Annotated in this window: 15 protein-coding genes; 7 read left to right on the forward strand and 8 right to left on the reverse strand. The window is 54.7% G+C overall.

From position 1 onward, the window contains the following. Window positions 1-28 precede the first annotated feature (28 nt). Window positions 29-1,438, forward strand: a complete 1,410-nt coding sequence (cycA, locus tag ACHHZ6_RS14550; RefSeq protein WP_182273509.1) for a D-serine/D-alanine/glycine transporter — start codon at window positions 29-31, stop codon at window positions 1,436-1,438. 54 nt (window positions 1,439-1,492) lie between these two features. On the opposite strand, the gene ytfE is transcribed toward cycA, so the two are convergent. Then, window positions 1,493-2,155 carry an iron-sulfur cluster repair protein YtfE gene (ytfE, locus tag ACHHZ6_RS14555; protein ID WP_182919297.1) on the reverse strand — a complete coding sequence of 221 codons (663 nt, stop codon included), beginning with the start codon at window positions 2,153-2,155 and terminating at the stop codon, window positions 1,493-1,495. A 246-nt stretch (window positions 2,156-2,401) separates the two neighbouring features. On the opposite strand from ytfE, the gene ACHHZ6_RS14560 reads away from it, so the two are divergent. After that, a complete protein-coding gene (locus ACHHZ6_RS14560; RefSeq protein WP_182273511.1) occupies window positions 2,402-4,051 on the forward strand; it encodes a methyl-accepting chemotaxis protein in 1,650 nt (549 codons plus the stop codon). 39 nt (window positions 4,052-4,090) lie between these two features. Here the strand turns inward: ACHHZ6_RS14560 and ACHHZ6_RS14565 are convergent, their stop codons facing one another. The 3 genes from ACHHZ6_RS14565 to ACHHZ6_RS14575 form a co-directional block, all read right to left on the reverse strand. Further along, the gene (locus tag ACHHZ6_RS14565; protein WP_395122470.1) at window positions 4,091-5,056 is read right to left on the reverse strand and encodes a DMT family transporter; all 966 of its coding nucleotides are present in this window, start codon (window positions 5,054-5,056) and stop codon (window positions 4,091-4,093) included. Between the two features lie 75 nt (window positions 5,057-5,131). Beyond that, on the reverse strand, window positions 5,132-5,956 hold the full coding sequence (locus ACHHZ6_RS14570) for an AraC family ligand binding domain-containing protein (protein ID WP_395122471.1): 825 nt from the start codon (window positions 5,954-5,956) through the stop codon (window positions 5,132-5,134). Between the two features lie 81 nt (window positions 5,957-6,037). Then, window positions 6,038-6,886: an SDR family oxidoreductase gene (locus ACHHZ6_RS14575; protein ID WP_395122472.1), complete on the reverse strand. Its 849-nt coding sequence runs from the start codon at window positions 6,884-6,886 to the stop codon at window positions 6,038-6,040. A gap of 84 nt (window positions 6,887-6,970) precedes the next feature. Here ACHHZ6_RS14575 and ACHHZ6_RS14580 point away from each other — a divergent pair, with 84 nt between their 5' ends. Next, window positions 6,971-7,357, forward strand: a complete 387-nt coding sequence (locus ACHHZ6_RS14580; protein WP_182273515.1) for a helix-turn-helix domain-containing protein — start codon at window positions 6,971-6,973, stop codon at window positions 7,355-7,357. A 63-nt stretch (window positions 7,358-7,420) separates the two neighbouring features. Here ACHHZ6_RS14580 and ACHHZ6_RS14585 read toward each other — a convergent pair whose 3' ends face one another. Further along, the gene (locus ACHHZ6_RS14585) at window positions 7,421-9,364 is read right to left on the reverse strand and encodes a bifunctional 2',3'-cyclic-nucleotide 2'-phosphodiesterase/3'-nucleotidase (protein WP_395122473.1); all 1,944 of its coding nucleotides are present in this window, start codon (window positions 9,362-9,364) and stop codon (window positions 7,421-7,423) included. A gap of 190 nt (window positions 9,365-9,554) precedes the next feature. On the opposite strand from ACHHZ6_RS14585, the gene cysQ reads away from it, so the two are divergent. Further along, window positions 9,555-10,295 carry a 3'(2'),5'-bisphosphate nucleotidase CysQ gene (gene cysQ, locus ACHHZ6_RS14590; RefSeq protein WP_182273517.1) on the forward strand — a complete coding sequence of 247 codons (741 nt, stop codon included), beginning with the start codon at window positions 9,555-9,557 and terminating at the stop codon, window positions 10,293-10,295. Here cysQ and ACHHZ6_RS14595 read toward each other — a convergent pair. Then, window positions 10,289-10,846 carry a YtfJ family protein gene (locus tag ACHHZ6_RS14595; RefSeq protein WP_182273518.1) on the reverse strand — a complete coding sequence of 186 codons (558 nt, stop codon included), beginning with the start codon at window positions 10,844-10,846 and terminating at the stop codon, window positions 10,289-10,291. The genes cysQ and ACHHZ6_RS14595 overlap by 7 nt on opposite strands. A gap of 324 nt (window positions 10,847-11,170) precedes the next feature. Between ACHHZ6_RS14595 and ACHHZ6_RS14600 the strand changes: the two genes are divergently transcribed. Next, on the forward strand, window positions 11,171-11,377 hold the full coding sequence (locus ACHHZ6_RS14600; RefSeq protein ID WP_182273519.1) for a DUF1107 domain-containing protein: 207 nt from the start codon (window positions 11,171-11,173) through the stop codon (window positions 11,375-11,377). Between the two features lie 74 nt (window positions 11,378-11,451). Here ACHHZ6_RS14600 and ACHHZ6_RS14605 read toward each other — a convergent pair whose 3' ends face one another. Both ACHHZ6_RS14605 and msrA read right to left on the reverse strand, forming a co-directional pair. Continuing rightward, entirely contained in the window at window positions 11,452-12,789 is a 1,338-nt protein-coding gene (locus tag ACHHZ6_RS14605) for a hemolysin family protein (RefSeq protein ID WP_182273520.1), read from the reverse strand. 211 nt (window positions 12,790-13,000) lie between these two features. Continuing rightward, entirely contained in the window at window positions 13,001-13,642 is a 642-nt protein-coding gene (msrA, locus tag ACHHZ6_RS14610; protein WP_182273521.1) for a peptide-methionine (S)-S-oxide reductase MsrA, read from the reverse strand. A gap of 224 nt (window positions 13,643-13,866) precedes the next feature. Between msrA and tamA the strand changes: the two genes are divergently transcribed. Next, a complete protein-coding gene (gene tamA, locus ACHHZ6_RS14615; protein WP_182273522.1) occupies window positions 13,867-15,600 on the forward strand; it encodes an autotransporter assembly complex protein TamA in 1,734 nt (577 codons plus the stop codon). Next, window positions 15,597-19,373, forward strand: a complete 3,777-nt coding sequence (tamB, locus tag ACHHZ6_RS14620; RefSeq protein ID WP_395122476.1) for an autotransporter assembly complex protein TamB — start codon at window positions 15,597-15,599, stop codon at window positions 19,371-19,373. The genes tamA and tamB overlap by 4 nt, the downstream gene beginning before the upstream one ends. Window positions 19,374-19,375 lie beyond the last annotated feature (2 nt).

Here is a 19,375-nt window from a genome sequence, read left to right on the forward strand (position 1 = left end):
CAGACAGGCATAAACAGGAAAATATCACATGGTAGATCAGATCAAAGTCGCCGCCGTTGAAGAGGCGTCGTCTGAACAGTCGCTACGGCGCAATCTCACAAACCGTCATATTCAGCTTATTGCCATTGGTGGTGCCATCGGTACCGGGCTGTTTATGGGATCGGGTAAAACCATTAGCCTTGCCGGGCCGTCGATCATTTTCGTTTATATGATCATCGGCTTTATGCTCTTTTTCGTGATGCGTGCAATGGGTGAATTGCTGCTCTCGAACCTCGAATACAAGTCCTTCAGCGACTTCGCTTCCGATCTGCTCGGCCCCTGGGCGGGCTATTTTACCGGCTGGACATACTGGTTCTGCTGGGTGGTAACCGGTATGGCGGATGTCGTCGCGATTACCGCCTATGCGCAGTTCTGGTTCCCCGGTTTGTCGGACTGGGTGGCCTCGCTGGCCGTTATCGTTCTGCTGCTGAGCCTGAACCTTGCCACCGTGAAAATGTTCGGTGAGATGGAGTTCTGGTTCGCGATGATCAAAATCGTGGCGATTGTGGGGCTCATTGTGGTGGGGCTGGTGATGATTCTCACGCATTTCCAGTCGCCAACGGGCGTTCAGGCCTCGTTTACCCATCTGTGGAATGACGGTGGCTGGTTCCCGAAAGGCATCAGCGGATTCTTTGCCGGGTTCCAGATTGCAGTATTTGCCTTTGTGGGAATTGAGCTGGTAGGTACTACCGCTGCGGAAACCAAGGATCCAGAGAAGTCTCTGCCGCGTGCAATCAACTCTATTCCGGTTCGTATCATCATGTTCTACGTCTTCGCGCTGGTCATCATTATGTCCGTGACGCCGTGGAGCTCCGTCGTGCCAACCAAGAGCCCGTTCGTCGAGCTGTTCGTTCTGGTGGGGCTGCCAGCAGCAGCGAGCCTGATTAACTTCGTGGTGCTGACGTCTGCTGCCTCTTCCGCGAACAGCGGTGTTTTCTCTACCAGCCGCATGCTGTTTGGGCTGGCACAGGAAGGCGTTGCGCCGAGCGCGTTCGCCAAACTGTCTAAGCGCGCGGTACCGGCGAAAGGGTTAACCTTCTCCTGCATGTGCCTGTTGGGCGGTGTGGTAATGCTCTACGTGAACCCGAGCGTGATCGGTGCCTTCACCATGATCACCACGGTGTCTGCGATCCTGTTCATGTTTGTCTGGACTATCATCCTGTGCTCGTACCTGGTGTACCGCAAACAGCGTCCACATCTGCATGAAAAATCGATCTACAAGATGCCATTGGGCAAGCTGATGTGCTGGGTGTGTATGGCGTTCTTCGTGTTCGTACTGGTTCTGTTGACGCTGGAAGATGACACTCGTCAGGCGCTGCTCGTCACGCCACTGTGGTTCATCGCACTGGGTCTGGGCTGGCTGTTTATCGGTAAGAAACGTATGGCGGGTGTGCGTTAATACGTTTGAAAACGTTACAGGCCCGGTAAGCGTAATCGCTACCGGGCCTTTTTGTTACTCTCCGGCTAATGCACGCGGGAACAGAACGTTGTTCTCAAGACTGATGTGTTCCATCAGGTCGTCAATCATCTCGTTAATACCGTTGTACATCGCTTTCCACGTCGTACACGCTTCCGGCGGCGGTGTGACGTTGTTGGTGGTGTGTTTGATCACTTCCAGCAGTTCACCTGCATCATCATGTTCGCTTTCCATCACGCTAATAGGCCCCATTGCCTGGCTGCCCATACCCTGTTTAATCATCGGGAAGAGGATCTGCTCTTCTTTCATCATATGGCTGGAAAGTTCTTCGTGCAGCATGGTCAGATATTTCGCCAGACCGCGTGGCACCGAAGGCTTGTCGGCATGCACGCGCTCAACTTTGGTCGCCTGCAGGATAAGCTCTGGTAACTGTTCGCGGTGACGATCATGGTAACGCACGATGATATGGTCGATGATTTCGGTAAGTGGTGCGGCGCGCCAGTCTTTTTCAATGGGCTGTGCGGCCAGCTGTGCCAGCTCCGCTTCAATAACCTCTACATCCAGCTCTTTGCGCGAGGCCGCACGCGCCAGAGTTTGCTTACCGCCGCAGCAGTAGTCCATATCATATTTACGGAACAGCGCCGAAGCGCGAGGGATGGAGAGCGCCAGCTCGCCGAGTGGTTGGTCGCGGAAGGCCATAGCAGTTACCTCATCATCAATAATATAAGATGCATTTTAAATGCATCTTTGTGGCGATACTATAACCCTTTAGGGGCAAAGTTGAAAATGAGATGTAGGTCACGAAAAAAATCTTGTGTATTAACCTGCTGAATGGATTTGGAAAATTTCTTTCGAAAGTTTTTAAAGGTGGATAAGCAGTAAACAACCCGCCGCGCCTGCCGATAGATACACGTCAGACAATATCCCGCATATAAAAGGCTACGCATGTTTAAACGTATAAAAGTGATTACTCTTCTGGTTTCGGTGCTGCTTGTGCTTGGCATCATGCAATTGATCTCTGCTGGCATTTTTATTAATGCGCTGAATAACGACAAAGACAACTTCGCCGTCTCGCAGCTTTCGGGCAAAAACGTGGCGGAGTTTACCGATGCATGGATCAGCCTGAACCAGGCTCGCGTCACCCTGAACCGCGGCATGCTGCGCCTGCAAAGCAGCATGGCATCCCAGATTAACGGCGGGCAGCTGAATGAGCTGGTGACTACCGCAAAAAAGCTGCTGGCAGATGCACAGAATCACTACGACAAATACTATGCATTGCCTAATACCCCGGGTCTGGACGACAACCTGACGAATCGCCTGGAAGAGCAGTACCGCATTTATTCCGCAACGCTTACGCAAATGAACGCTTTACTGGCACAGGGCGATCTGGAGGGTATGTTCAAACAGAATGCGGAGCAGAAGCAGAACGCAATGCAGAGCGTGTATCGTGAATGGCGTGAAGCGCAGGTTGTACTGACGGACAAAGGGCTTCAGGATAATGAGAGCAACTACACGCGTATTCTGTGGATCCTCTCTGCGGTTATGCTTCTGGTGATTGTCGTCATTATTTTCAGCTGGATTGCGATGCGCCGCGTTCTGCTGCTGCCGCTGCAGGATGTCATCAGCCATATTCGTGCCATTGCGTCGGGTGATCTGACTCAGCCGATCGACGCCAGTGGTAAAAACGAGATGGCGCTGCTGGCACATAACGTCCAGGAGATGCAAAAAGCGCTGTCGAACACGGTTGGCGTGGTGCGTGAGGGTGCGGATACCATTTATACAGGTGCGGGGGAAATTTCTGCGGGCAGTAACGATTTGTCGTCCCGTACTGAACAGCAGGCAGCCTCTCTGGAAGAAACCGCCGCCAGCATGGAACAGTTAACGGCGACCGTGAAGCAAAACGCCGATAATGCGCGTCAGGCCTCCCGCCTTGCGCTGGATGCCTCTTCAACAGCGAAGAAGGGCGGTCATGTGGTGGAAGGCGTGGTGCGCACGATGGATGAAATCGCTACCAGTTCCAGCAAAATTGCCCAAATTACCAACGTGATCGACGGTATTGCCTTCCAGACCAACATCCTGGCGCTGAACGCGGCGGTTGAAGCTGCACGTGCAGGCGAACAGGGTCGCGGCTTTGCGGTGGTGGCGGGGGAAGTTCGTACTCTGGCCCAGCGCAGCGCCCAGGCGGCGAAAGAGATCAAAGCGCTGATCGATGATTCCGGCGAGCGCGTGAATGCGGGCTCTCAACTGGTGAATGAAGCCGGGGCGACGATGGAGGAAATCGTCAATGCGGTCACGCGTGTTACTGACATCATGGGTGAAATCGCCTCCGCCTCTGACGAGCAGAGTCGCGGTATTGATCAGGTCGGCCAGGCTGTGGCGGAGATGGATCGCGTGACCCAGCAAAACGCCTCGCTGGTGGAAGAATCTGCCGCGGCGGCGGCGGCGCTGGAAGATCAGGCTGCGCGCCTGAACGAAGCGGTGGCGGTGTTTAAGATTACCCGCAACCAGGCAGCAAAAGCGGCTCCGGTGAAAACATATGTGCCAAAAGCACAACCTGCTGTCACCGCTTCAGAAGCAAACTGGGAAACGTTCTAACGCTTTGCCCGGTAAGGCGTAACCGCCACCGGGCAATACTCACACCTCAGAGGCCGGAACAACCCTCGGTTTTTCCGGCTTCGCTCTCACCGCAATCACTACCCCGGCCACAAGCAACAAGATCCCGCAGGCCGTGAGGAGTGGCGGTACACTCTGGCGCATCAGAAAGGTATAAAGCAATCCTGCCAGAGTTTCGAAGACAATCAGCGGCCCTAAGATCACCGTCGGCAGCTTCTGGCTGGCGATATTCCAGCACAGCGCGCCCACCCAGGAACACAGCACGGCGATGGCAACCATCAAACCGATGAATACCCCCGGGCGTGGTCCGAAGGGCAGGGTAAATTCTGGCTGTTGGTGACCTAACCAGATGCACGCCCCCACATATCCCACCAGTGACACCGGTAGCGTGACCAGTGCCTGCGCTGTTGCCCACATCATCGGGTGTTTATCCGGGTTTTCCCGCAACCAGCGAGCGTTGCGCAGGGCATACCACGCCCAGCACACCACGGAAACACACGCCAGCGTGATGCCAGACCCGTAGCGCCAGAGATTGAAATCCGTCTGCCCGTGGCGCAGTTCGGCAATATTCACACACGCCAGTCCCACGGCGATGCATGCCAGTGCGGGTACCATTTTTGACCAGGCCAGTTTGCCATCGCGGTGGCTATAGAGCAGGTTCGCAAACACGGGGATCACCACCGGTAATGTACCGATAATCATGGTAGAAACCGGTGCCCCTGTACGCTGAATGGCACTCGCCAGACAGAAGTAATAGATGAGGTTACCCATCATGGTCAGCGCCAGTGCAGCGAACCAGTCCTGGCGGCTGAGCTGTCGCAGCCGCGCACGCCCCAGCCACGCTAAGGGCAGTGCAATCAGCCCCAGTGCCAGGTAACGTCCCATCGACTGCAGTACCGCCGGGTACTCTGGTACTATCAGAGGGCCGACAAAAATTAACCCCCACATCAGACCTGCAAGCAGGGCATACAACACGCCGCTAACCATTTTTCCACCCACATTGATTCACTTTGCACTCAGTGTAGAAGGGGAACATGCGCCCGTATTGTATGAGGTTGCGCATTAGCGCGTGGTCACCTGTTTCTGGTAACGCACAGGGGTGATGCCGTAACGGCGGGTAAAGGCGCGGGTCAAATGCGACTGATCGGTCAATCCGGTGGCGGCGGCCACTTCAGCGGCGGGCATACCGTGCGTCAGGAACGCTTTGGCGCGCCACAGGCGGATCGCCATCAGCATTTGATGCGGCGTAACATGGAAGTGGGCTTTGAACTGGCGCTGAAAATGGTACGGGCTGAGTGACACTACATTCGCCAGCTCGTCCAGGGTCAGCGAATGCATATAGTTGTCATGCAGATATTCGCGCACACGTGCGAACCGGTGTGCGCCTTCCTGTATCACCGGTGCGTGGCGGGCCAGCGGCTGGAAGGTCTCAATGAGATCCAGCAATAACCCTTTTTGCGCCAGCGGGTCGTCCGTATGCCACAGGCCATAAATCAGCTGGCCAATCTGGAGTGAACGTTGCGGATCGTAACGCGTAACATCGCTAAACCACCACTGGCGAAGGCCGGTCACCTCTTCCAGCAAATCGGGTTCGATGTAGACCATCCGGTAGCGCCAGCCACCTTCGGTGGCAGATTCCCCCGTGTGGATCTCGTCCGGGTTCATGGTGACAACGGATTTTTCAGAGGCGAGGTGTTGCGTACCGCGATAGCGAAAGCGCTCGGCACCGGTTTCAATCGTGCCGATCCCGAAGGCTTCGTGGGTGTGGGGCTCAAAGGCGTAGTCTGAGATATGCGCGTGATAGAGTTCGAGGCCCGGCAATTGCGCCAGGTGGCGAAAGCGCGCGCTGTCTCTCTCATCAATGAACTGTTCCGGTACGCCTTGCACGGTGAGTCTCCTCGTGGGTCATCGCTTCATTATCAGAGATGACCCGAGGGGATGCCACAAAAAATAACCAGTTTGTAACAATTACAGGATAGCGCTGACGCTCTCGCTCAGTGATGTCGTTGGACGGCCGATCAGTTTGCTGAGCGTATGGCTGTCGTCAAACAAACCACCTTTCGACGCCCCCGTGTCGGAATCCGCCAGCATATCCGCCAGCCCGGCGGGCAAACCAACGCTCTTCAGCGCAGCGGCAAAATCCGCTTCGCTCAGATTCTGATAAGCCACCTGTTTCCCGCTCTGTTTGCTCAGCTCAGCCGCCAGCTCGCTCAGCGTCCACGCATTGTCGCCTGCCAGTTCGTAAACTTTGCCCGCGTGACCCTCTTCAGCAATGACTTTCGCTGCGGCTGCCGCATAATCTGCACGGGTAGCGGAGGCGATTTTGCCTTCACCGGCGGCACCGATAAATACGCCGTGTTCCAGCGCAGGCGGCGCACTCGCCAGATAGTTTTCGGTATACCAGCCGTTGCGCAGCAGGGCATAAGGGATACCTGATTCCGCTAGCGCTTTTTCGGTGGCGACGTGCTCAACGTGCAGCCCCAGTGGGGATTTATCCGCATGCAGCAGGCTGGTGTAGGCGATGAACTTCACCCCAGCCGCCCTGGCGGCGTTAATCACATTCTGGTGCTGTGTGGCGCGCTGGCCCACTTCGCTGGATGAGATCAGCAGCAGTTTATCCACGCCGTTCAGTGCGGTGGTGAAAGCCGCTTCGTCAGTGTAATCGGCCTTGCGGACGACAATACCCTGCTGGCTTAATGCCTGGGCTTTCGCCGGATTACGCACAATGGCTACAATCTGGTTTGCCGGAACGGTTTTCAGCAGTTGTTCGATAACGAGATGGCCAAGCTGGCCGGTAGCGCCGGTAATCGCGATCATGATGAATCTCCTTCGTGTTTGTCTGGTGTTGTGGCACACTATCACCTTAACTAACTTTTAGTAAGTACGTACAAAAAGGTAAGTATGAAAATGACGATCCCGACACTCAGCGAACAAATGCGCGACGGAAATCTGTTTGCCGAGCAGTGTCCTTCCCGGGACGTGCTCAAGCATGTCACCAGTCGCTGGGGCGTGCTGATTCTGGTGGCATTACGTCAGGGAACGCATCGCTTCAGTGACCTGCGCCGCAAGATGGGGGGCGTGAGCGAAAAGATGTTGGCTCAGTCGCTTCAGGCGCTGGAGCAGGACGGGTTTGTTGATCGCGTTTCGTACCCGGTCGTACCGCCGCACGTAGAGTATAGTCTGACGCCGTTAGGGGCAGAGGTGAGCGAGAAAGTGGCCGCACTGGCGGACTGGATCGAGGTGAATACGCCTCAGGTGTTGGCGAACCGCGACGATCGAGCGGCCTGATGCCCGCACTCTGGCCCTCTCCCACAGGGAGAGGGAACAGACGTGGCATTGCCGTTTGGCTTTTTACTTGCTCAAATCCACCTGATAAACCGCAAACCCGATATCATCGGTCGCGACCTTGCTCATCGGATACTGGGCTTTATCCTTAATAAATGCGGCTGCTTTATCGGATGGTGAGGTTTCAAAACGAATATCCAGCTGCGTATTGCTGTGGATCGGAGCCAGTCGCCAGTTGTTATCGACGGCCGGGTGAATTTCACCTGCCTTTTTCGACTCTGCACTGATCCATGCTGACAGCACCGAGCGGTTCTCGTCCGGTGATGCAAACGCGATGTGGCTATCACCCGTACCGGCAAACTTCCCACCGTAGGCGCGGTAGTTATTGGTCACCACCAGGAAGGTGGCATTCGGGTCAATGGCCTTGCCATTAAAGGTCAGGTTTTTGATGCGTTCCGCCTGCGGATTAATGGCCTGACATTCGCCGTCATACTTCGCGGGCTGAGTGACATCAATCTGATAATTCACCCCGTCGATGACGTCGAAATTGTAGGTGCGGAACCCATCCCAGTTAATCAACGACTGCGGTTTGCTGCTGTTGGGATCGATCTGATTAAACTGCCCGGCAGAGCACTCCAGCCACTCTTTTACTTCTTTCCCTGTGGCTTTAACCACCACCAGGGTGTTCGGGTAGAGATAGAGGTCGGCGGCGTTACGGAAGGTCAACTGGCCTTTTTCGACTTCAACATAGCTTGCCGGGTCATTCTTACGCCCGCCTACTTTGAATGGCGCAGCGGCGGACAGTACCGGCAGTTTTGCCAGATCCGGATCGCCCTGCACAAAGTGTTCGGCATAGGCTTTTTGCGCCATGTTGACCACCTGAACGGTCGGGTCATCCTGTACCAGCGCCAGGTAGCTGTACATGTTGTCGGCAGATTTACCGATCGGCTTGCTGACGAATTCTCGCGTCGCGTCATGGTCATGCTTCAGCACGTCGGCCAGCTTTTTGTCTTCGCCAGCCAGTGATTTTTTGGCCGCGGCATCATAAATTGGGCGCGCTTCGGCTGTGGATTGTGTGACTTTCCAGCTGCCACCGTCGTTATTCAGCACCAGATCCACCACGCCGAGGTGGTCACCCCACATACCAGGCATCACGGACGGTACGCCATTCAATGTCCCTTTTTTGATGTCTGCACCTTTGATGCTGGCAAAATCTTTACCCGGGAAGACCGCATGAGCGTGGCCAAACAGAATTGCGTCGACGCCCGGGACTTCGCTCAGGTAGTAAACCGAGTTTTCAGCCATCGCCTGATAAGGATCGGCGGAAAGCCCGGAGTGAGCGACCACCACCACCAGATCCGCCCCTTTCTTGCGCATCTCCGGCACGTATTTACGCGCTGTTTCGGTGATGTCGTTGACGGTCACTTTGCCGTTGAGGTTGGCTTTATCCCACGTCATGATCTGTGGCGGTACAAAACCGATATAGCCGATTTTCAGCGTCTGCTTTTTACCTTCTTTATCGACGACGGCAGTTTCTTTAATCAGGTAAGGGGTAAATAACGGCTTCTGGGTCTTAACATCGATGATATTGGCGTTAACGTAGGGGAATTTAGCGCCGGCCAGCGCATCATGAAGGTATTTCAGTCCGTAGTTAAACTCGTGGTTACCCAGGTTGCCGACGGTATAATCCAGAGTGTTCATTGCCTTATACACCGGATGGATCTCGCCTTTTTTCAGCCCCTTCGCTGCCATATAGTCGCCAAGCGGGCTACCCTGAATTAAATCTCCGTTGTCGACCAGGACACTGTTTTTTACTTCACCTCGTGCGGCGTTGATCAAACTTGCCGTGCGTACCAGTCCGAATTTTTCGGTCGAGGTATCTTTGTAGTAATCGAAGTCCATCATGTTGCTGTGCAGGTCGGTGGTTTCCAGAATACGGAGATCTACCGTCGCCGCCTGAACGCTTGCCGCAATCAGCGTCGCCAGGAGCGTTGCGCTAAACTTAATCATCAGAGGAGTCCTTTTTTCGATCCAAGCCACAAAAGAATATGTATGTATATTTTGTTGCTTACAGAATTGTGAATCCTGCCAGAAAAAAGTGCGTTTAAACCGGAATTGCTTCACAGATAGCGGAATTGTTCACATTACGATATAACTAAAACAATAAGTTATGCCCACTGCGTTAACGAAGAGGTGGAGAATGTTAGATAAGATTTGTCAGCTCGCACGGGATGCGGGTGATGCCATCATGCAAGTGTATGATGGTGCAAAACCAATGGATGTTGTCAGCAAAGCGGACGACTCCCCGGTTACGGCGGCGGATATCGCGGCGCATGGTGTGATCCTCAAAGGGTTGCAGGCCCTGACGCCAGAAATCCCCGTTTTGTCAGAAGAGGCACCGCAGGGCTGGGATGAACGCCAGCACTGGCAGCGTTACTGGCTGGTAGACCCGCTGGATGGCACCAAAGAGTTCATCAAGCGTAACGGTGAGTTCACCGTGAATATCGCCCTGATTGAAAAGGGGAAAGCGGTACTCGGGGTGGTATACGCACCGGTGATGAAAGTCATGTACAGCGCGGCGGAAGGTAAGGCCTGGAAGGAAGAGTGCGGCGTGCGTAAGCAAATTCGGGTGCGCGATGCGCGTCCACCGCTGGTGGTCATCAGCCGTTCGCACAGCGACAGCGAACTGCAGGAATACCTGCAGCAGCTGGGTGAACACCAGACTACCTCGATTGGCTCATCACTGAAATTCTGCCTGGTGGCGGAAGGTCATGCGCAGCTTTACCCACGCTTTGGGCCTACGAATGTCTGGGATACGGCGGCAGGCCATGCGGTTGCAGTGGCTGCCGGTGCGCATGTTCATGACTGGCAGGGTAAGCCGCTGGACTACACCCCGCGCGAATCATTCCTGAACCCCGGCTTCCGTGTTTCTATCTACTGAGCCAGCAGTTTGTGCAGCAGTGCAATCACCTGCTGCACTTCTTCCTGGGTCAATGCCCCGTCTTTAGCCCACTGTACGCGGCCCTCTTTATCCAGCACGATAATTGCCGAACTCTCTTCTTCCAACTGCCAGGCTTTGCGCGCGATGCCGTTACTGTCGACGATAAACTGTGACCACGGATAGAGCTGTTTATTGCTCTCCAGGCTTGAGCGAACAAACATCCCGGAGCCGGGAATGGCATCGTCGGTGTTAACAATGGTGGTGGTCTGGTAACGGTCATGGGGGAATTTTGCGGCCTTGATTGCTTCCACCAGATTCGCGTTTTTCTCTTTTGCTGATGTACGTCCGGCAATATGTTGTACAACTCTCACTTTGCCCGCGAGCTGCGCGCTATTCCAGGGTTTGTAGCTAAACTTATCATTGTCGAGAATCAGTTCTCCCCGGTCAGCAATCCCGACCGGCGGCACACGTTGTCCGTTTTCAAAGTTGTGTGCGCAAGCCCACAGGGGCAGGAGCAGGCATGCTGCTGCCAGGATATTACGTAGGGTCATGGTGTTTCCTTATTGTTTGCAGGTGATCCGACCACTTGGTCTTACGCTTTTAATCATAAGTGCGATCAATGTGGTTTTCCCGCAATCCCAATGCCAGTTTGCGGGTCAACGCACATATCCATGAAAAAACGACGGCTTATACTGCGTCCGCTCACGGTTTGCAAAGATTGTTCTGAATAATTGTAATAAAACGGTAAATAAACTTATGCATACTGGGTATCAATAGTTTTCTGATCTATAGTCAATGGGCACTAAAATTTGCGCTCAGGACAGTCGGGCCGATTGTGGCACCGCAAGAGCGTATGATTCGCAGGAGATACAAGAATGAAAATTTTCCAACGCTACAACCCGCTTCAGGTGGCGAAGTACGTGAAGATCCTGTTCCGTGGACGGTTGTATATCAAGGATGTTGGCGCTTTTGAGTTCGATAAGGGCAAGATCCTTATCCCAAGAGTGAAGGACAAACAGCACTTGTCTGTGATGTCCGAAGTCAACCGTCAGGTTATGCGTCTGCAAACTGAGATGGCTTAACCAGCGTGCTATGCAGTTGTTTAAAAAAACGGCTCCCGATGGGAGCCGTTGATGTATGAGGGGTATGCAGGGCGTTACGCCGACACCTTCTCTTCCGCTTCTGACAGCTTCGGTACCAGCACGGTCGGTTTATTATCAATACGCGTCACCAGCAGCTGGTCGATGCGGTAGTTATCAATATCCACCACTTCAAACTTGTAGCCGGAGAACTTCACCGAATCGGTACGTTTCGGGATTTTACGCAGCATAAACATCATAAAACCACCGATCGTCTCGTAGTTGCCGGACTGTGGGAATTCGTCGATGTCCAGTACGCGCATGACGTCATCAATCGGCGTACCGCCATCAATCAGCCACGAGTTTTCGTCACGCTGAACAATCTGCTCTTCCATACCCTGGCCGACCAGGTCGCCCATCAGCGTGGTCATGACGTCGTTCAGGGTGATGATACCCACCACCAGTGCGTATTCGTTCATGATAACCGCGAAGTCTTCACCGGCGGTTTTGAAACTTTCCAGCGCTTCAGAGAGCGTCAGAGTATCTGGCACAATCAGGGTGTTGCGGATCTGTACGCCGCTGTTGAGCGCCAGGCTCTGGTTCGCCAGTACGCGGTTCAGCAGATCTTTGGAATCGACATAACCGATGATGTGGTCAATATCTTCGTTACATACCAGGAACTTAGAATGCGGATGTTCCGCCACTTTGTTCTTCAGGCTCTGTTCGTCTTCATGCAGATCGAACCAAATCACGCTTTCACGGCCAGTCATGGAGGACGGCACGGTGCGGGATTCCAGTTCGAACACGTTCTCGATCAGCTCATGCTCTTGTTTACGCAGTACGCCAGCCAGCGCCCCGGCTTCCACCACGGCATAAATGTCGTCGGAAGTGATGTCATCTTTACGCACCATTGGCAGCTTAAAGATGCGGAAAATCATGTTGGCCAGGCCGTTGAAGAACCACACCAGCGGGCGGAACACGAACAGACAGAAGCGCATCGGGTTGATGATACGCAAAGCCACAGCTTCTGGCGCAATCATACCGATGCGTTTCGGAGTCAGGTCGGCGATCAGAATGAACATACCTGTCACCAGCGAGAAGGAGAGAATAAAGCTGAGTTGTTCTGCAAGTTCTGCGGACATGTACTGAATAAAGAGGCTATGGAAGGCCGGGGAAAACGCAGCGTCACCCACGATACCACCCAGAATGGCGACAGCGTTCAGGCCAATTTGCACCACGGTAAAGAACGTACCCGGGTTCTCCTGCATTTTCAGAATGCGTGAGGCATTGATGTTGCCTTCATCGGCAAGCAGTTTTAGTTTGATTTTACGGGAGGCGGCCAGCGAGATCTCCGATATCGAGAAAAATGCACTGACGGCAATAAGACAAAGTATTACTAAAATACTGTTTAACATAGTTTATCCGGCTTCTCGCCAGATCCTCGGAAGGGAAGTTAGTCACGTTTGTGTGAAAACACTATTGAACACCAGCTCGTAGCGTTGAGCTGATTATTTCAGCGGGTAGTATAGCGTAAAGGTATGTAAACCCGCCAGAGGTCACGTTTTTGGCTAAAAATGGTGATTTTCAGACCAGGTAACCTCCGTCGCTGCCCGGTCTGAGCGATCCTTATGCAAGTTGTGGTGGCAGGCACACGCCGATACCACCAATGCCACAGTAGCCATACGGGTTTTTATGCAGGTACTGCTGGTGGTCGTCTTCGGCATAGTAGAACGGTTTCGCAGCGGTAATTTCCGTCGTGACCTGACGATCGTCACCGGCGGTGTGCATTGCGCTCTGGAAGCGCTCCAGGCTGGCGCGCGCCGCCGTTTCCTGCTCTGGCGTGAGCGGGTAAATCGCAGAGCGATACTGGGTGCCGTGATCATTACCCTGACGCATACCCTGCGCCGGGTCGTGATTTTCCCAGAAGACCTGCAGCAGTTGCTCGTAGCCTGTCACGGCTGGGTCATACACCACGCGCACCGCTTCGGCATGACCGGTTTCGCCGGAGCACACTTCACGGTAGGTTGGGTTTGGTGTGTAGCCTCCGGTGTAGCCCGCAGCGGTGCTGTAAACGCCGGGTAGCTGCCAGTAGAGACGTTCGACGCCCCAGAAGCAGCCCATCGCAAACAGGGCGATTTCCATTCCTTCCGGGACATTTGTCATGGAATGACCGTTTACAGCATGCAAGGTCGCCACAGGCATTGGGGTATTCCGTCCCGGTAATGCATCGGCCTGAGAAACAAGATGCTTTTTGTCGAATAAACTCACGGTGGGGCCTCCGGGTAGCGATGTTTCGGTTAAGGTTGTCACGAAGCGTTTAATTGAACACAATAAATACGCTAAATGAGTCTAGATTTAATCATAAGAAATATTTGGGTATTACACCCTTTTTCAACCCATGAATTGGGTTTTGGGCTGATAAGCCGTAGAGGACCGCGGAGCGGCACTTCATTTGCTTCCAGGGGTGGAAACAAGGATATTCAGGAGAAAACGTGCCAAAGATCCGCCAGTTATGTTTAGTCAGTTTATTACTGACAAGCGGAGTCGCCAGCGCGGCGAATGTTCGTTTGCAGGTTGAGGGGTTATCCGGAGCGCTGGAAAAAAACGTGCGTGCACAGCTGTCGACGATCCAGAGTGACGAAGTGACGCCGGACCGGCGTTTTCGTGCGCGCGTGGATGATGCGATCCGCGAAGGGCTGAAGGCTCTGGGGTATTACGAACCCACCATTGATTTTGATCTTCGCCCGCCGCCAAAGAAGGGGCGACAGGTTTTGATTGCCCGCGTCTCGCCGGGCGAACCGGTACTGATTGGCGGTACTGATGTTGTGTTACGCGGTGGCGCACGTACGGACCGGGATTACCTGGAATTGCTCAGCACGCGGCCTAAAATCGGTACCGTGCTTAATCACGGTGACTACGACGATTTCAAAAAAGAGCTGACGAGCGTGTCGCTGCGTAAGGGCTACTTCGACAGCCAGTTCAACAAAAGCCAGCTGGGTATTGCGCTGGACAGACACCAGGCCTTCTGGGATATCGACTACGACAGCGGTGAACGCTATCGCTTTGGTGACGTGACGTTCGAAGGCTCGCAAATTCGTGATGAATACCTGCAAAACCTGATCCCCTTCAGGAAGGGGGACTACTACCAGTCAAAAGACCTGGCAGAACTAAACCGTCGTCTGTCGGCAACCGGGTGGTTTAACTCCGTTGTGGTCGCGCCAGAGTTTGATAAATCACGTAAAACGAAAGTGTTGCCGCTGCACGGCGTGGTTTCGCCGCGCACAGAGAACACCGTTGAGACAGGGCTCGGTTATTCGACTGACGTCGGTCCGCGCGTGAAGGCGACGTGGAAAAAACCGTGGATGAACTCCTGGGGCCATAGCCTGACCACCAGTGCCAGTATCTCCGCACCGGAACAACAGCTCGATTTCAGCTACAAAATGCCGTTGCTGAAAAATCCGCTGGAGCAATATTACCTCGTTCAGGGCGGCTTTAAGCGTACCGACCTGAACGATACCCGGGCGGATTCCACCACGCTCGCCGTTTCGCGTTACTGGGATCTTTCCAGCGGCTGGCAGCGCGCTATCAACCTGCGCTGGAGCCTTGACCACTTTACCCAGGCTAACGTTACCAACACGACCATGCTGCTGTATCCGGGCGTGATGATCAGCCGCACCCGTTCACGCGGCGGCCTGATGCCCACCTGGGGCGACTCCCAGCGTTATTCTGTTGATTACTCCAGTACGATGTGGGGTTCTGACGTCGACTTCGCGGTCGTGCAGGCGCAAAACGTCTGGATCCGCACGCTGTACGATAAACACCGCTTCGTGGTACGCGGGAACCTCGGCTGGATTGAAACCGGGGACTTCGACAAAGTTCCGCCCGATCTGCGTTTCTTCGCCGGTGGCGACCGCAGTATTCGCGGCTACAAGTACAAATCCATTTCGCCAGAAAACGATAAAGGTCAGCTGACCGGGGCATCAAAGCTGGCGACCGGCTCGCTGGAATATCAGTACAACGTCAGCGGGAAATGGTGGGGCGCGATGTTTGTCGATGGTGGTGAGGCGGTGAACGACATCCGTACAAACGATTTTAAAACCGGCGCAGGCGTTGGCGTGCGCTGGCAGTCTCCCGTTGGGCCAATCAAGCTCGACTTCGCCGTTCCGGTGGGAGACAAAAAGGAACACGGTTTACAGTTTTACATCGGTCTGGGGCCTGAATTATGAGTTTATGGAAGAAGATAAGCCTCGGGGTGTTGATTTTTATCGTGCTGCTGCTCGGCACGGTGGCGTTTCTGGTCGGTACGACAACCGGCCTGCATCTGGTGTTTAACGCGGCAAACCGCTGGGTTCCGGGGCTGGAAATTGGCCAGGTGACAGGCGGCTGGCGCGATCTGCGTCTGAAGAATGTTCGTTATGCGCAACCAGGCGTAGCGGTCAACGCGGGGGAATTCCACCTGGCGGTCAAGCTGGGCTGCCTGCGGGACAGCAAGCTGTGTGTGAACGATCTGTCGCTAAAAGATGTGAATGTGGCGATTGATTCGAAAAAAATGCCGAAATCAGCACCGGTTGAAGAAGAGGACAGCGGCCCACTGAACCTCTCCACGCCGTACCCGATTGCGCTCTATCGCGTGGCGCTGGATAACGTCAATATCAACATAGACGACACCACCGTGTCGGTGATGGATTTCACCTCCGGCCTGCGCTGGGAGGAGAAGAACCTGACTCTGACGCCAACCTCCCTGCAGGGGCTATTGATTGCGCTGCCGAAAGTGGCGCAGGTGACTCAGGAGAAGATCGTCGAGCCGAAGATCCAGAACCCGCAGCCGGAAGAAAAACCGCTGGGTGAAACGCTGAAAGATCTCTTCTCGAAACCTGTTTTACCGGAGATGACGGATGTTCATCTGCCGCTGAACCTCAATATCGAAGAGTTTAAGGGTGAGCAGCTGCGTCTGACCGGTGATACCGATCTGACGGTCTATAACCTGCTGCTTAAAGTCAGCAGCATTGACGGCAATATGAAGCTCGACGCGCTGGATGTTGATACCAGCCAGGGCTCCGTCAATGCGTCTGGTCATGCGCTACTGCGCGATAACTGGCCGGTGGATATCACGCTGAACAGTGCGCTCAACATCGACCCGTTGAAGGGCGAGAAAGTGAAGGTAAAAGTCGGCGGTGCGCTGCGCGACAAACTGGATGTTGGCGTGAACCTCTCCGGCCCGGTAGATATGGTCTTGCGGGCGCAGGCACAGCTGGCGGAAGCCGGGTTGCCTCTCAATCTCGATATTGTCAGCCAGCAGCTTTACTGGCCATTCACCGGCGAAAAACAGTTCCAGGCCAACGACCTGAAGCTGAAGCTGAGTGGCAAGATGACCGGTTACACGCTGTCGTTCCGCACGGCAGTGAAGGGGCAGGGCGTGCCGCCAGCGACTATCACGCTGGATGCAAAGGGTAACGAACAGCAGGTTAATCTCGACAAACTGACCGTTGCGGCGCTGGAAGGGAAAACGGAACTGACCGCTTTACTCGACTGGCAGCAGGCGATCAGCTGGCACGGCGAGCTGAAGCTGACGGGCATCAACACGGGGAAAGAGGTACCGGACTGGCCGTCTAAATTTGATGGCCTGATCAAAACGCGCGGCAGCCTGTACGGTGGCTCGTGGCAGATGGATGTGCCGGAAATTAAGCTCACCGGTAACGTGAAGCAGAACAAGGTTAACGTGGAAGGTTCGCTGAAGGGCAACAGCTACCTGCAGTGGGTGATCCCGGGCTTGCATGTGGCTCTGGGGCGTAACACGGCGGATATCAAAGGCGAGCTGGGGGTGAAGGATCTCAATCTGGATGCCACCATCGATGCACCGAATCTGGATAACGCCCTGCCAGGGCTTGGCGGCACGGCGAAGGGGTTAGTGAAGGTGCGCGGCACGGTAGATGCGCCGCAGCTGCTGGCAGATATCACGGCCAGTAATCTGCGCTGGCAGGAACTGTCTGTTGCCCGTGTGCGCGTGGAAGGGGATGTGAAGTCTACCGATCAGATCGGCGGCAACCTGAACCTGCGCGTAGAGCGCATTGCCCAGCCGGATGTGAATATCAATCTGGTGACGCTTGAGGCGAAAGGTAACGAGAAGCAGCATGACCTCCAGCTGCGCGTGCAGGGCGAACCCGTTTCCGGGCAACTCCATCTGGCGGGCCGTTTTGACCGTAAGGAAGAACGCTGGAAAGGGACGCTGGATAACACCCGCTTTAATACCCCTGTCGGGCCACTGGCGCTGTCGCGTGCCATTGCGCTGGACTATCGTAACGCTGAGCAGAAAATCAGCATCGGGCCACATTGCTGGACCAACCCGAACGCTGAGCTGTGCGTGCCGCAAACCATCGATGCCGGTGCGGAGGGGCGTGCGCAGATCAACCTCAATCGTTTCGACCTGGCGATGCTGAAGCCGTTTATGCCGGAAACCACGCAGGCCAGCGGTGTCTTCAGCGGTAAAGCTGACGTGGTCTGGGACACCACCAAAGAGGGGCTGCCGCAGGGTAGCGTTACGCTCTCTGGCCGTAACGTGAAGGTGACACAGGAGGTAAACAGCGCACCGTTGCCGGTGGTGTTCGATACCCTCAACCTGAGTGCCGATCTGCATAACAACCGCGCAGAGCTGGGATGGCTTATCCGCCTGACCAACAACGGTCAGTTTGACGGGCAGGTGCAGATTACCGATCCGCAAGGGCGACGCAATCTGGGCGGTAACGTCAATATCCGCAATTTCAACCTGGCGATGGTGAACCCGATTTTCTCTCGCGGAGAAAAAGCGGCGGGGATGCTCAGTGCAAACCTGCGTCTGGCAGGTAATGCGCAAAGCCCGCAGCTGTTTGGTCAGATGCAGCTAAACGGCGTGGATATTGACGGTAACTTTATGCCGTTTGATATGCAGCCAAGCCAGATAGCGATGAACTTCAACGGCATGCGCTCGACTATCGCCGGTGTGGTGCGAACGCAGCAGGGGCAAATCAACCTGAGCGGTGATGCAGACTGGAGCCAGCTCGATAACTGGCGCGCTCGCATTGCAGCAAAAGGCAGTAAGGTGCGGATCACCGTACCGCCAATGGTGCGCCTGGACGTGTCGCCGGATATTGTCTTTGAAGCAACACCGAGCCTCTTCACACTGGATGGACGCGTGGACGTGCCGTGGGCGCGAATTGTGGTTCACGACGTGCCGGAAAGCGCAGTGGGTGTCTCAAGCGATGAAGTTATGCTCAATGATAATCTGAAACCTGTCGAACAGAAGAGCGCTGGCATACCGATCAATAGTAATCTTATTGTGCACGTGGGGAATAACGTGCGTTTGGATGCGTTTGGGCTGAAGGCGAAACTGACTGGCGATCTGAACGTCGCGCAGGATAAGCAGGGATTAGGTCTTAACGGGCAAATCAATATTCCTGAAGGGCGTTTCCATGCCTACGGTCAGGATTTGATTGTGCGTAAAGGTATACTGCTGTTCTCCGGACCACCGGATCAACCGCTGCTGAATATCGAAGCGATTCGTAATCCTGAGGCCACGGAAAACGACGTGATTGCTGGCGTGCGCGTCACCGGTTCTGCCGATGAACCGAAAGCCGAGATTTTCTCTGACCCGGCAATGTCGCAACAGGAAGCCCTCTCTTACCTGCTGCGTGGGCAGGGTCTGGATAGCGGTCAAAACGACAGTGCGGCGATGACGTCAATGTTAGTGGGGCTGGGGGTTGCACAAAGTGGTCAGGTTGTGGGTAAAATCGGTGAGACGTTCGGCGTAAGTAATCTGGCGCTGGACACCCAGGGCGTGGGTGACTCCTCGCAGGTGGTGGTCAGCGGCTATGTACTGCCGGGTCTGCAGGTAAAATACGGTGTGGGGATCTTTGACTCACTGGCAACACTCACGTTACGCTATCGCCTGATGCCTAAGCTATATCTGGAAGCAGTGTCCGGCGTAGACCAGGCACTTGATCTGCTCTATCAGTTTGAGTTTTAGCA

This window comes from Enterobacter cloacae complex sp. 2024EL-00214 (genome assembly GCF_043945575.1).
Taxonomy (GTDB): Bacteria; Pseudomonadota; Gammaproteobacteria; order Enterobacterales; family Enterobacteriaceae; genus Enterobacter; species Enterobacter cloacae_P.